Annotated in this window: 14 protein-coding genes and 1 pseudogene; 13 read left to right on the top strand and 2 right to left on the bottom strand. The window is 62.2% G+C overall.

Annotated elements, in window-relative coordinates; all coding sequences use genetic code 11:
• Positions 1-7: 7 nt before the first annotated feature.
• From GGQ64_RS27610 to GGQ64_RS18570, 7 genes are all read left to right on the top strand, one after another.
• A complete protein-coding gene (locus GGQ64_RS27610; protein ID WP_210300313.1) occupies positions 8-532 on the top strand; it encodes a DUF305 domain-containing protein in 525 nt (174 codons plus the stop codon).
• A gap of 103 nt (positions 533-635) precedes the next feature.
• Positions 636-1,325 (top strand): RNA polymerase sigma factor, encoded by a 690-nt coding sequence (locus GGQ64_RS18595; RefSeq protein WP_183806792.1) that lies wholly within the window; start codon positions 636-638, stop codon positions 1,323-1,325.
• Positions 1,326-1,402: 77 nt separating this feature from the next.
• Complete coding sequence (locus GGQ64_RS18590) at positions 1,403-1,924, top strand: DUF4142 domain-containing protein (RefSeq protein WP_183806791.1); 522 nt, start codon at positions 1,403-1,405, stop codon at positions 1,922-1,924.
• Positions 1,921-2,253 (top strand): cupredoxin domain-containing protein, encoded by a 333-nt coding sequence (locus GGQ64_RS18585; RefSeq protein ID WP_246422752.1) that lies wholly within the window; start codon positions 1,921-1,923, stop codon positions 2,251-2,253. Before GGQ64_RS18590 ends, GGQ64_RS18585 begins: the two co-directional genes overlap by 4 nt.
• A 219-nt stretch (positions 2,254-2,472) precedes the next feature.
• Complete coding sequence (locus GGQ64_RS18580; protein WP_183806790.1) at positions 2,473-3,144, top strand: response regulator transcription factor; 672 nt, start codon at positions 2,473-2,475, stop codon at positions 3,142-3,144.
• The gene (locus GGQ64_RS18575; RefSeq protein WP_425488522.1) at positions 3,141-4,481 is read left to right on the top strand and encodes a sensor histidine kinase; all 1,341 of its coding nucleotides are present in this window, start codon (positions 3,141-3,143) and stop codon (positions 4,479-4,481) included. The genes GGQ64_RS18580 and GGQ64_RS18575 overlap by 4 nt, the downstream gene beginning before the upstream one ends.
• A 157-nt stretch (positions 4,482-4,638) precedes the next feature.
• Positions 4,639-5,532 carry a DUF3313 domain-containing protein gene (locus GGQ64_RS18570; protein ID WP_425488521.1) on the top strand — a complete coding sequence of 298 codons (894 nt, stop codon included), beginning with the start codon at positions 4,639-4,641 and terminating at the stop codon, positions 5,530-5,532.
• A gap of 141 nt (positions 5,533-5,673) precedes the next feature.
• Here GGQ64_RS18570 and GGQ64_RS18565 read toward each other — a convergent pair whose 3' ends face one another.
• The gene (locus GGQ64_RS18565; RefSeq protein ID WP_183806788.1) at positions 5,674-6,591 is read right to left on the bottom strand and encodes a hydrogen peroxide-inducible genes activator; all 918 of its coding nucleotides are present in this window, start codon (positions 6,589-6,591) and stop codon (positions 5,674-5,676) included.
• A 169-nt stretch (positions 6,592-6,760) separates the two neighbouring features.
• Here GGQ64_RS18565 and katG point away from each other — a divergent pair, with 169 nt between their 5' ends.
• A complete protein-coding gene (gene katG / locus GGQ64_RS18560) occupies positions 6,761-8,935 on the top strand; it encodes a catalase/peroxidase HPI (protein ID WP_183806787.1) in 2,175 nt (724 codons plus the stop codon).
• A 481-nt stretch (positions 8,936-9,416) separates the two neighbouring features.
• Here the strand turns inward: katG and repC are convergent.
• A pseudogene (gene repC / locus GGQ64_RS27855) lies at positions 9,417-9,527 on the bottom strand (replication initiation protein RepC); the annotation flags it as partial.
• A 146-nt stretch (positions 9,528-9,673) separates the two neighbouring features.
• Between repC and GGQ64_RS18550 the strand changes: the two are divergent.
• From GGQ64_RS18550 to GGQ64_RS18530, 5 genes are all read left to right on the top strand, one after another.
• Positions 9,674-9,952, top strand: coding sequence for an acylphosphatase (locus GGQ64_RS18550; protein ID WP_183806786.1), 279 nt, complete (start codon positions 9,674-9,676; stop codon positions 9,950-9,952).
• Positions 9,953-10,107: 155 nt separating this feature from the next.
• On the top strand, positions 10,108-10,761 hold the full coding sequence (locus GGQ64_RS18545) for a Rieske (2Fe-2S) protein (protein WP_183806785.1): 654 nt from the start codon (positions 10,108-10,110) through the stop codon (positions 10,759-10,761).
• Complete coding sequence (locus GGQ64_RS18540) at positions 10,758-11,600, top strand: aromatic ring-hydroxylating oxygenase subunit alpha (RefSeq protein WP_183806784.1); 843 nt, start codon at positions 10,758-10,760, stop codon at positions 11,598-11,600. The genes GGQ64_RS18545 and GGQ64_RS18540 overlap by 4 nt, the downstream gene beginning before the upstream one ends.
• On the top strand, positions 11,597-12,256 hold the full coding sequence (locus tag GGQ64_RS18535) for a glutathione S-transferase family protein (RefSeq protein ID WP_183806783.1): 660 nt from the start codon (positions 11,597-11,599) through the stop codon (positions 12,254-12,256). Before GGQ64_RS18540 ends, GGQ64_RS18535 begins: the two co-directional genes overlap by 4 nt.
• On the top strand, positions 12,256-13,635 hold the full coding sequence (locus GGQ64_RS18530; protein ID WP_183806782.1) for an amidohydrolase: 1,380 nt from the start codon (positions 12,256-12,258) through the stop codon (positions 13,633-13,635). The genes GGQ64_RS18535 and GGQ64_RS18530 overlap by 1 nt, the downstream gene beginning before the upstream one ends.
• The last annotated feature ends 19 nt before the right edge of the window (positions 13,636-13,654 follow it).

Raw genomic sequence — 13,654 nt, 5'->3', positions numbered from 1 at the left:
GGGTAACATGCCCCAGGCGCGTCGATCACTTTTTTCGACATTTTCATTTGCTGGCCCTGCGGTGGCGAACCTCGCCGATGCAGGGTCGAAGGCTCCCTTTCTTGATGATATTTGCTCCTCGGATCCCAGCCAGATGGCGTCTCAAGCAGAATCCTCATCAAATGGGGCAGATGGCGAGTATGCAGGGTATAGGGCGGGGGCATCAACGGAGCTAGGTGTCGACCCTAAAGCTTATTCACGGTTCATCGCCGAAATGCACACCGGCATGGACAAGATGAACCGTGATATGCACGCCGATCCACCGTCCGGCGACCCTGACCTCGATTTCCTCGCCATGATGATCCCCCACCATTGGGGCGCCACCGAGATGGCTCGGCTTGTACTTCTTCACGGGCGTGACCCTCTCGTGAGGGAAATCGCCGAGAAGATCCTGGCGACGCAGGTCTCGGAGATTGATGGAATGCGCGGCCGGCTGGCCGAATTGCGAGAGAGCGTGGACAGTTATCCTTCTCTAACCGGGAACCGAGGTTAAGGCAGGATGTCGCTCCAGGAATTGTGTTGCCTCGCAAAAAAACGCTTCCCAGGAACCTTGCAGGACAGCCGGCATCCAATACTGTCCCGAAAGGAGCACGCCGATGCCAGCTTTGCAGAACATTCCCCTTGCCTCCTTCCCAGCGGAGGAAGCCAGCCTGATCCGCAGCGCCGTGGCGGGCGATCCGCAGGCCGCCCGACAGATTATCAAGATCCACAACCAGCGCCTCTACCGGCTCGTCCGGGCCGTGGTCCGCAACAATGCTGATGCGGAGGACGTGTTGCAGGAAGCGTATCTTAAGGCCTTCGCCAGTCTCGAAGGGTTCCAGGGACAGGCGTCGCTGTCGACCTGGCTGTCGCGCATCGCTCTCAACACGGCGCTCATGCGGCTTCGCGGGCAGAAGCGGCTGAAACGCGTCTCCCCCGCGCGTTGCCTGACCGAAGCCGCGGTCATTCCCTTCCCGCTCACCTCCTCCACAGCAGATCCGGAGCGCGTTATGGCGCAGCGACAGCTTCTCCACCTCGTCGAAGAGGCAACCGACGCGCTTCCCGAAGCCTTCCGCCTTGTCTTCGTTGCCCGCGTCATCGAGGGCCTGAGCGTGGAAGAGACCGCGGCGCTGCTCGACCTGCCGGCGGCAACGGTGAAAACACGTCTTCATCGTGCGCGAAAACTGATCCGAAGCCGGCTGGAGGCGCAGATCGGCCCTGTGCTGATGGACGCTTTTCCTTTCGCCGGCGTACGCTGCGACCGACTGACGGAGGCGGTCATCACAAAGCTCGGGCTGGAAAAATAACGGGAACCTCCTCGGCACGCCGGCATCCAATGCAGCGTCGAACGAAACAGGCGCCGACCGGCGCCGAGGAGATCCCGATGAAGACCCACTTTGCCGCACTTGCCGCGACCTGCCTCGCTCTCAGCGCCACCTTTGCGATGGCCGCCGACAAGCCGACCGACCCGCAGATCGCTCATATCGCCTACAGCGCCGGCGTCATCGACGTGGAGGCGGCCGAGCTCGCGCTCTCGAAGACGAAGACCCCCGACGTCGTTGCCTTCGCCCAGTCGATGCAAAAGGACCACGAGGCCGTCAACGATATGGCGCTGGCGCTCGTCAAGAAGCTCAACGTGATACCGGAGGACAACGCCACCAGCCAGGCGCTCGCCAAGGCGGCCGAGGAAAGGCGCACCGAGCTCGGCAAACTCGACGGCGCCGCTTTCGACAAGGCCTATATCGACAACGAGGTGGCTTATCATAGGCAGGTGAATGGTGCGCTCGAAACCCTGCTCATCCCCTCGGCGCAGAATGCGGAGCTGAAGAGCCTGCTGGAAACCGGCCTGAAATTGTTCCAGGGCCACCAGCAGCACGCCGAGCATGTCGCAGCAGGCCTGAAATGACGCCGGACCTTCTCAGCCGGCGGCAGCTTCTTATGACGGGTGCTGCCGTGCTGGCTGGTGGCGCGTCTGCCCGCGCCCATAACGGCAAGGTTCATGTCATGATCGAAAACCTCGGCTTCCAACCTGCCGACATTGACGTAAAGGCGGGCGAGACCATCGAATGGATCAACAGGGATCCCTTCGCCCACACCGCCACCGTCAAGGGCGGGTGGGAAGTCCTCATCCCACCCGGCAAGTCGGCGACCCATGTCGCGACGGCAGACGATACGGTCGGCTACTATTGCCGGTTCCATCCAAACATGACAGGGCGGATCAAAGTGGTTGCCTGACACACATCCGTTGCCGGGCAAATGTGCCCGGCAGCGTCTGTCTTAAGGCGATCGCGCTCTTGAAATTCATGCGCATGGCAACCGAGTGCGCCGGCATTTGCATGACTTTGATTGCCGGGGTTCGACAATTGCAGCAGCATCACCGCACGGCCGTCCTGTTTCCGTAATGCTGCTGCAACCTTCGTGGCGGAGAACGCGGGACGGAAGGGTGACGGAAAGATGAGACTTCTGCTGATAGAGGACGAGAAGGAACTGGCGGCGGCATTGGCAGTTGCCCTCGCCAAGCACGGTATCGTCACCGACCACACAACGCATCTCGCCGACGCGTTCGAATTGACGCTGCAGAACGACTACGATGCCATCCTACTGGACCGACGTCTGCCTGACGGAGAAGGGCTAACGTTCGTTCCAAAGCTGAGACGGTCAGGGCGCGACACCCCAATCATCGTCCTGACGGCACGAAACGAACCGCTGGAGCGTGTCGAGGGGCTGGACATCGGCGCCGATGACTATCTCGGCAAGCCGTTCCTCGTCGAGGAACTCATGGCGCGCGTGCGCGCAGTCCTCCGGCGGCCTACAAACCTTGCAGAGACGGAGATTGTTGCCGGTCGCATGGTGATCAATCCGCTGCATCTGAACGTTGCTATCGACTCGACGCAATTCGATCTTCCCAGGCGCGAACTCCTGGTTCTCATCGCGCTCGCGAAGCGAAAGAACAAGACCGTCCGGCGGTCGACGCTGGAAGAGGCGGTCTATAACTACGAGGAAGAGATCCAGTCCAATGCTCTCGATGCGCACATATCACGACTGCGGAAACGACTGGCGGATGCCGGCTCGGGCGTTGCAATCCACAATATCCGGGGCGTCGGATATCTCCTGAAGGACGAATGATGCGCACGGCAGGCAACTCGAACCCTTCGTTGTGGTGGAGGCTGGGTTGGCAGCTCAGTCTGGTCATCGTTGTCGTTGTCGCCGCGGTAATCCTCGGGCTTTGCGTCTGGGCCGCTACGATCATGTCGCCGAACATTGCCATGGAGGAGACGGTCGGTTCAGCGATAGCCGGGGCAGCGGCACGCGATAGCCAGGGACGTTTGGCGTTACAAGAAACGCCGGAGCTCAGGTCGCTCAAGGAGCGGAACAACTCGCTCTGGTATGTGGTGGCCACGACGGATGGTGTGTCGGTATCTTATGGCACCATCCCCCCGGCCTATGCTGAACTCGCGCATCTGGTTCATCTGTTCGACGACGCAGACCTACGCGGATCCGCTGCGGCAAATGAGATCGCGACAATTGACGATGTCGAAACAGCGATGGGTGAGGTCAGAATTCTGTTTGGTGGCGTGGCAGACAAAGGCTCGCCCGTTTTCGCCCTTTTGGCCCGAGCCTACCCGATCTATGTCTCACTGCTCGCGGTCGCTCTGCCTGCGATTTTTCTTGCCGTTCCACGAAGCGTCGGCCGCGCGCTTGCGCGGGTGAGCGACGTCGCTGAAAGAGCAGCGCAAATCGATCCGCGCCGACGCGGAGCACGCCTTCCCGTGGATGGCATCCCCAATGAAGTCGCTCCTCTGGTTACCGCTTTCAACGGAACGCTCGATCGTCTTGAGGACGAAGCCAGGAAACGCCAGCGCTTCCTGATCGACGCGGCCCATGAGCTCAGAACACCGATCGCGATCATGCAGACACGGATCGACGGAATGCCCGAGGGGCAGGAGCGCAGGCGTCTGTTGGACGATGTTGCGCGTTTGGCCGACACGGCCGAGCAGCTCCTCGACTTCGAGCGCAATGACCAATCGGTGGACCCTGATGGCACGGTGGATCTGGTGGAACTTGCAAAGACGGTCGTGGCAGACATTGCTCCTGTGGCGATCGCTGCGGGCTATCAGATTTCGTTTCACAGCGACGTTGTGAGGCTGGAACGCAACGGTAACACGCCTGCGTTGGCAAGAGCCGTTAGCAATCTGATTAGAAATGCAATCGATCACTGCGAGGGCCAGGGGGAGATTGCCGTTTCGGTTTCGGCAGATGGCGCGGTTGCGGTGGCTGACCAGGGCCCAGGCATACCGGCTGATCATCAGGAACTTGTTTTCGAGCCGTTTTACCGTGTGACGCCGAAAAGCCAAGGCGCCGGGCTGGGACTGAGCCTGGTCAAACAGGTTGTCGCCAATCACGGTGGGCGCGTGTTTATGCAAAGCGATCAACAGGGTACGAAAGTTTCCATTCTCCTTTGATACGGAGACGGGATTGCCGTCCACCTCGACAGTAGCCACTGTTTCATTTGTTTTGATGCTTCCGCGCCAGTTTCTGTCCTGGAAGATTCCCTTGTAATGCTGCGGCAATCCTTCGCGCCGACTGTCCTCCCGAAATCACCATTGGAGGCCAGCGAAAGTGCGCAGCAATCTTCATTTCTTCCGTCGCTTGGCTGACGAACCGCCAAGGCGTTTGCTTCCTGCCCTGGCAATAGGCATGGCCCTCGCCGCCACGGGATGCACCTCGATGCCCATGAAAGAAAGTGGAACACTGACCTCCTACAGCAATCTTGGCCCAGCAAAGGGTAAGCTGGGCAAGAAGCGGCGGCTTTACGTCGATGGCCGGCAACTGGCCCAGGTGAAGACGGTCCGGATTGTCCCGACTAGCTTTACCTTCATCGCTGCATCGAAGATCAAATCGGAGGCTGACCGTTCTCTGGTGTCCAACGTGCTCGACCGGGCCTTATGCATTGCACTCAGCGACAAATATCGAATGGTCCCTTCTGACCAACCGGCGGATTTGACGATCCGGTCCGTCGTCACCGATATAGTGCCGACGAACAAGACTGTGGCGGGCGCTGCGACGGTTGTTAGCGTTGGCGGCGGCTTTGCACTTCCCGACAATGTACCGCTCGTTGGCATACCCCGTATACCGTTCGGTCTCGGTGGTCTCGCCGTTGAGGCGGAAGCCGTCGATAGAGTCAGTACACAGCGCGCGGCGATGATGTGGGGCCGCGGAGCGAACTTCATCCAGGACAAACCCCGGTATTCCGAGGTGGGTGATGCGTATGGCCAAGCGACAAAGTTCGCGAGTGACTTTTCGCGAATGTTGATCACTGGCAAGGAGCCGAAGATGCTCAACATTTCGGTTCCTTCAAGGCAGCGGGTGCAGTCCTGGTTCGGAGGAAAGCCCAAGTACCCCGCGTGTGAAACGTTTGGTCGAGCCCCGGGAGTGCTGGGCGCCGTCGCGGGCAAATACGGTCTTCCGCCACAGTGGACCGACAAGAAACCGAAGCCATACGTAACCCGATGACCTCAGGCACGCGGGCATGGCGTCGTGTCGATGAAGGCCCCCCTATGCGGTCAACAAGAACCGATTCCTCTCCGCGCTCGGCATCCCCTGCCAGGCGCCGCCACTAGCTGCAGTTTCGACGCTTGGCATACCGGTTTCAATTCATCGGATGTTATCCAACTGCTTTTGCATGCTCAGCCCGGTTTCCCGCACGATATTCGCGACCTGGGCGAACTGCGCCGACAGGGGATTGGTCTTGCGCCATACCATCCCGATCGTCCGCGTAGGTCGAGATCCGGCAAGCCGGGACACGCATACAGACGAGGACCGTGTCTCGATATCGATGGCCATCTGCGGAATAAGCGTCACGCCTATGCCCGCACCAACCATCTGAACGAGCGTCGAAAGCGAACTTCCTTCCATCAAGTCCCGGGTCGATGATGCCGTCATATTGCAGACCGAAAGGGCCTGATCACGGAAGCAATGCCCCTCCTCGAGAAGAAGCAAACGCATCTCGTGAAGCCGGTCGGGGGCCGGCACAGGTTTGCCCGCATCCTCCAACGGTCGCACCAGTACAAATTCCTCATCGAAGAGCGGAACCTCCTCCAGCGCGGCCTCTGAGATCGGCAGAGCAACGATCGCAGCGTCGAGCCGCGCCTCCGTCAGGTCTTCAATCAGCCTATGCGTAACTGCCTCTTTCGGTCGCGGATCGAGGCCGGGATATAGCTGTGTGAGCGCCTTTATGATGCCAGGGAGCAAATAAGGCGCTACCGTCGGAATGATGCCGAGACGAATGCGGCCCGCAAGCGGCCCGTGCGCCGCCCGGCCGAGGTCTTCAAGCTCGTCAACAGCACGCAGGATCGCGCGGGTGCGTCCCGCGAACTCTTCGCCGAGTCCCGTGAGCCGGATGCGGCGCCCCCCTCTTTCCACGAGCGGCGCACCAAGTATCACCTCCAGTTCCCGTATCTGAACGGACAGCGCCGGCTGCGAGATGGCGCAGCTCTCCGCGGCACGGCCGAAGTGGCCGATCCGGGCAAGCGCGTCAAAATAACGGAGATGTTTCATCGTGAGGACATTCATAATCTCAGCATATCGTTACCTTTAGATTTTACAATTGGAATTTATGGATTGAGTTTGGTATTCATCCATCACCGGGAGGCGATTCCTGTGATGCCGATCCCCAAGGCTCACCCGTGAAAGCCGTTACCGCTGTCTCCTGTAGCACCAAGAAAATCCGTTGGAGGACCAAATGGATACGAAGACGACCCCCGCCGGCAAGTGTCCGGTCATGCACGGCGGCGCCACCGCCCTCGGCAACTCCGTCATGGAATGGTGGCCCAACGCGTTGAACCTCGACATCCTGCATCAGCACGACACCAAGACCAATCCACTTGGCAATGGCTTCAACTATCGGGAAGAACTGAAGAAACTGGACGTGGAAGCGCTGAAGGCAGACCTGCGCGCGCTCATGACGGACAGCCAGGAGTGGTGGCCGGCGGACTGGGGCAGCTATGTCGGCATGATGGCACGTGTGACCTGGCACGCGGCCGGTTCCTATCGCGCCTCCGACGGCCGCGGCGGCGCCAATACCGGCAACCAGCGCTTCGCGCCGCTCAACTCCTGGCCGGACAACGTCAACACCGACAAGGGCCGCCGCCTGCTCTGGCCGATCAAGAAGAAGTACGGCAATAAGATCTCCTGGGCGGACCTGATCGCGCTCGCCGGCACCATTGCCTATGATGTCGCCGGCCTGAAGACCTTCGGCTTCGCCTTCGGTCGCGAAGACATCTGGCACCCGGAAAAGGACGTCTATTGGGGCGACGAGAAACAGTGGCTCGCGCCGAGTGACGGCCGCTACGGCGACGTTTCCAAGCCCGAGACGCTCGAAAATCCGCTTGCCGCCGTACAGATGGGTCTCATTTACGTCAACCCGGAAGGTGTCAACGGGCGGTCTGATCCAATGGCGACGGCCGCGCAGATTCGCGAGACCTTTGCCCGCATGGGCATGGACGACGAGGAAACTGTTGCCCTCACCGCCGGCGGCCACACCATCGGCAAGTCCCATGGCAACGGCAATCCACTCGACCTCAGCCCCGACCCGGAAGCCGCAGGCCCGGAATTCCAGGGTCTCGGCTGGATGAACACCAAGGGTCGCGGTATCGGCCGCAACACGGTCGTCTCCGGCATCGAGGGTGCCTGGACCGCCGAGCCGACGAAGTGGGACAACGGCTTCTTCGAAATGCTGTTCAAGCATGAGTGGACGTTGACGCACAGCCCGGCAGGCGCGTCGCAATGGGCGCCGATCACCATCGCCGAGGAAGACAAGCCGGTCGACGTCGAGGACCCCTCGATCCGAGTCATGCCGATGATGACGGACGCGGACATGGCGCTGAAGGTCGACCCGATCTACCGCGAGATCTCGCTGCGCTTCATGAACGACTTCGCGGCTTTCTCGGATGCCTTCGCCCGTGCCTGGTTCAAGCTGACGCATCGCGATATGGGGCCGAAGTCCCGTTACGTCGGCCCCGACGTTCCGGCCGAAGACCTCGTCTGGCAGGACCCGATCCCAGCGGGCCGCACGGACTATGACGTCCTGGCGGTCAGGGAGAAGATCGCCGCTTCCGGCCTGTCGGCAGCGGATCTCGTCTCCACGGCATGGGACAGCGCCCGCACCTTCCGGGGTTCGGACTTTCGCGGCGGCGCGAACGGGGCCCGCATCCGCCTCGCCCCGCAGAAGGACTGGGAAGGCAATGAACCGGCGCGTCTGGCCCGTGTTCTCTCCGTGCTGGAGCCGATTGCCTCCGCATCGGGCGCGAGCCTTGCCGACGTGATCGTGCTGGCCGGCAACCACGGCGTCGAGCAGGCGGCGAAGGCCGCAGGCTTCGACATCGAAGTGCCCTTCGCCCCAGGCCGTGGCGATGCCACAGCCGAACAGACCGACGCTGACGGCTTCGCTCCGCTCGAGCCGCTCGCCGACGGCTTCCGCAACTGGCAGAAGCAGGACTACGTAGTGAGTCCTGAAGAGCTATTGCTCGACCGCGCCCAGCTCATGGGCCTGACGGCGCCTGAGATGACGGCGCTCGTCGGCGGCCTTCGCGCCATCGGCACGAACCATGCCGGGACGGCCCATGGCGTCTTCACGACCCGCGTCGGCGCGCTGACGACGGACTTCTTCGTGACGCTGACCGACATGAGCCATTCCTGGATCCCGACCGGCAATAACCTGTATGAAATCCGCGACCGCAAGACCGGCACGGCAAAGTACACGGCGACCCGCGTGGACCTCGTCTTCGGCTCGAACTCGGTCCTTCGCGCCTATGCGGAGGTCTACGCCCAGGACGATAACAATGAGAAGTTCGTGAAGGACTTCGCCGCCGCCTGGACGAAGGTCATGAACGCCGATCGCTTCGATCTTCGCGCATAACTGTTAGGATCTTCGATTGAGGCCTTCCCCCGCTTGCGGGGGAAGGCTAACGGCTCAAGAGCGCGGGAAATCCGCCAATCCACACCGAGGCATCATGGCTAGGAACGGTTTGCCAGCTTCTTCGTAGGGTCGTCTCCGGATTTGGGGCTCCGGCCTGTTGGCATTTTTCCAGCACGCTCCCGCGCATGGGCATCCGGGCCGGCGACAATCGTGCCGGGTTTGGAGCTGTCCCGGCGCTCGTTTTCTCTCGATTTCTGAGCTTCAACCTCTTTTTTCACGGCTGCCGATCCTCCATTGCAAGACGCAACTACAACGACGCTGCGCACTTCTGGTTCCATGCCACTGACGACAGGCATCGATGTCCGCAACATGCCAATCGGGTCTCCGGTAAAGCCGGGACGGTTCAATATAGGTGTCTGGCAGGATCCATTCGTTCCGCTGCGCCATCGACCAGATGATGCAAAATCTTCAGAACGCTCCGGGTCAGATCCCGTAGATAGCCGCCGGCGGAGGTAATGTGCCCTGCCCTCTCCAGCAGGCAGACGATCGCAACCGCCGCATTTTCCGGCCCCATGACTTCGCACGCCTCCTGCCCACAGCACCATTCCCAACGGAAATCCCGTCATCGCCTCCCGTACAGGTTCGCTGAGGGGCACTGTCGGCTCGCCCGAGCTTGCTACGTGGGTCGTCCTTGCGCACAGTGATAGGGCAACATGCCGTGAGCCGTGCGAGACATTCATGACCCGACAGAATCAGGACCACCTCTTCGAGCGGATGACGATTCGTGGCGCGGTTGATTCCGCCTCCTTCGTTCCCTGGATCCGGCGCCATGCCGCCAAGCTCGGGCTCCGCCAGGAGATCCGCCATGCCGATGCCGGCCGGATCGAAGTCGAAGTGGCAGGGCCGGTCGAATTGATCGACATGCTGGAAATGGGATGCTCGCTTGGCCCGATCGACGTCTGGGTCGAGACGATAACCCGCACGCCGGCCGCGGGCGGAACCGGCGGGCAACCCTGAAGCATTTTTTCGGGCGAATTTCTTTCCTGCCTTTTATTTAATCAATATTGCCAATGTCGATTAGTTATGCAAACCTTGTCGAGCCTTGGTAACAGCGCTATCGGCCAGCCTTGTTTCCTGTGGTTACATTTTTGAAATTGTTCAGGAAATCAGTCATGCTGTCCGACCCGACGGGATCGTGGACGCCAGTCGCCCTTTCTGTCGATCTTCCCCCGGGAACCGTGGTGCCGGCGCGGACGCCAGCCGGGCCGATTGCGCTCTGGCGGAGTGCGTCGGGCCGTCCTTCGGCTTCGGCGGACCGCTGTCCGCATCGCGGCATGCGCCTGTCCCATGGCTTCGTGCGCGGCGAGACCCTTTCGTGCATCTATCACGGCTGGAGCTACGGAGCGGCCGGAAACTGTCTGCGCATTCCGGCGCATCCGGGCCTTTCGCCGCCGGAGACGATCCGCGTGGCGACGCATCCGGTGGAAGAGGCGGGCGGTGTCATCTGGGTCGGCGTCGGGGAACCTGCGACGCAGCCCCCGCAGTTGGCCGGGCTCGTTCCCCTGCGTTCGCTGCAGGCCCAGGCAGGCATGGCGGCGCTCGAGGCTGCCGCCGGCGCGAAGGCCGATGAGAACGGCCTGCTGGAAACGACGCAGAATTCACAGGAGATCCGGCTTCTGCTCGCTTTCCAGGAGCGCGACGAGACGCTGATCCATGTTCTCCTGGACGGCGACAGTAGCCTCTTGGAACGCATCGCCGTGTCGCGCGCCGTCGAAGCGCTGCGGCGCAAGGCCGAGGCGATCGAGGCGGAGGGGAGTTCGCGATGACGCAGGATGCGATGATCGACGAATGGTATCCGGTCGGCCTCGTCAGCCAACTCGACAGCTTCGGGCGCAAGACGGCGTTGATGGGAGAGCCGATCGACGTGGCAAGCGATGCGGACGGAAATGCCAGGGTGACGGCGAACGGGCGCACGCTGCCGGTTTGCGTCCGCTACGGCCATGTCTGGTCCTCGCTCGGGCAGCCCCAGAAGGAACTCTTCGCCATTCCCGAGGCAGACCAGCCGGGCCGGCGCTTCGTCGATGTCGGCGTGGTCCGCGTGCGTTGCTCGCCGCTGCGCGCGGTGGAGAATTTCCTGGACATCGCCCACTTTCCCTTCGTGCACACAGACATCCTCGGCTCCGAGCCGCACACGGAGGTGCAGAACTACAAGGTCGAGATCCGCGAGGATGCGGACGAGGTCTGGGCCACGCAGGTGAAATTCTACCAGCCGCAGGCCGCCAGGTCGGCGAGCGGCGGCATCACCACGGAATACATGTACCGGGTGCCGGCCCCGACCTGCTCGGTGCTCTACAAGACCTGCCCGCCCCGGCCCGGCGAATGGGACGTCATCACGCTCTTCGTCCAACCGCTCGCGGAGGATCTTTGCGACGTGTGGCCGTGGATGGCGCTCTTTGACGACGAAAGCTCGATGACCGACCTCATCCATTTCCAGCAGACGATCTTCCTGCAGGACCGGTCGATCCTGGAAAACCAGATCCCGCGACTGCTGCCGCTCGATCCCGGCATGGAAATCCCGACACGGGCAGACCTGACCTCGGTGGCCTACAGGCGGTGGCTGAAGCGCCATGGCTACACCTACGGCGCACAGCTGGTGGCGCAATGAAGCTCTACAACTACATTCTTTCGCCCAGTTGCTACAAGGTGCGCCTGATGGCGGCGCTGATTGGGGTCAGGCTCGAACTCCGGCCGGTGGACTTCCATCCCGGCGGCGAACATCGCGGCCCCGAACTCATGGCCCTCAATCCGGCAGGCTCCATCCCGATCCTGGAGGATGGCGACCTTGTCCTTACCGAATCCTCGGCGATCCTCGTCTATCTCGCCGCCAAGGCTGCACCGGAATGGCTCGGCAGCGGCAAGGCGGAAGAGGCCGCGCGCGTGCAGCAATGGCTGTCGTTCTCCGGCCGCCTGACCGCAAGTCTCGGCGGCGCGCGCCTGCATGAGATGCTGCTGCGCCCCGGCGACATCGGCGCGTTCCAGGCGCAGGGAATCGCCGCCCTTCGCGAGCTGGAAGCGGGCCTTTTCGAGCAGGGCCTGCGCGGCCAGCGCTTCCTCGCGGCCGACCGGCCGACGGTGGCAGACATCGCCTGCTTCCCCTATGTGGCGCTCGCCCCCGACGGCGGCGTCTCGCTCGATCCCTATCCCGCGATCCGCCTCTGGTCGCGCGCCATCCGCGCGCTCGATGGCTTCATCGAGATGCCCGGCATCCATCGGCTGCACGAACTGAAGCCCGAACCGCACATCGAACCGGGCGAGGCATGATGGCCGGCTACCTCCTGAGGAATTGCGCGGCGGTGATCGTCGACGACGGCGCCGGCTCGGCCGTCCATCGCAATGTCGATCTCCTGACGGAGGGTCCCGCAGTCGTGGCGATCGGTGAAGGCCTCGGCCGGGGCGATCTGCCCGCGGGGACGATCGTACAGGATGCCACCGGCTGGTTCGTCTATCCGGGCCTCGTCAACACCCACCATCATTTCTTCCAGTGCTTCGTGCGCAACCGCGCCGATCTCGACTGGACGAAGCTGTCGGTCATCGAATGGCTCGACCGGATCTACCCGGTATTCTCCAGGCTGACAGAGGATTGCTTCTATCATTCCTCGGTCACGGCCATGGCCGAGATGATCAAGCACGGCTGCACCACGGCCTTCGACCACCAGTATAATTTCCCGCGCCATGCCGGCAAACGGCTGGTCGACCGCCAGTTCGAGGCGGCGGAGTTGCTCGGCATGCGCTTTCATGCCGGACGCGGCGGCAATACGCTGCCGAAGTCGGAAGGCTCGACCATTCCGGACGAGATGCTGGAGACGACGGACGAGTTCATCGCCGATTGCGCCCGGCTGATCGACACCTACCACGACACCGGCCGCTTCAGCATGCGCCAGGTCGTGGTCGCGCCCTGCCAGCCGGTCAACTGCTACCGCGAGACCTTCGTCGAATCGGTCGCGCTGGCGCGCGATCGCGGAGTGCAGATGCACACCCATGTCGGCGAGGGCGAAAGCGCCGTGATCGAAAGCCGCCATGGCATGCGCACGGTCGACTATCTCGAAGAGCTCGGCTTTGCCGGGCCCGATGCCTTCTATGCCCATTGCTGGGAACTGACACACGGCGAACTGCGGACGATGGCGGCAAGCGGCACCGGCGTGTCGCATTGCCCGGAACCGGTCTATCTCGTCGGCGCCGAGGTCACCGACATTCCCGCCATGTCGGCCTTCGGCCTGCGGGTCGGCCTCGGCTGCGACGGCGCGGCCTCGAACGACAACTCCAACCTGATGCACTGCATCCGCTCCGCCTACATGCTGCAGTGCTTGGCCGCATCGTCGCGTGTCCATCCCGTCCCCTCGCCTGCCGATTTCCTCGGCTATGCGACGATGGGAGGGGCTGCCCTTCTCGGCCGCCGCGATATCGGCCGGCTGGCGCCGGGCATGGCCGCCGATCTCTTTGCGATCGACACGCGGCGCATGGACTATGTCGGCACGCGGCACGATCCGCTGAGCCTGATTGCCAAGGTGGGGATCGGCATGCCGACCGACATGACCATGATCAACGGCCGCATCGTCTGGCAGAAGGGCGGGTTTGCAGGGCTCGACGAGGCCCAGTTGTTCGCCGAGGCCGAGGCCGCGCTCGCCACCATCGAATTCTAAGAACCAAAAGAGGGAACTG

Origin of the sequence: Mycoplana azooxidifex (genome assembly GCF_014196765.1) — a bacterium.
Lineage (GTDB): Bacteria > Pseudomonadota > Alphaproteobacteria > Rhizobiales > Rhizobiaceae > Mycoplana > Mycoplana azooxidifex.
This window is presented reverse-complemented; position numbering and strand designations above follow the sequence as displayed.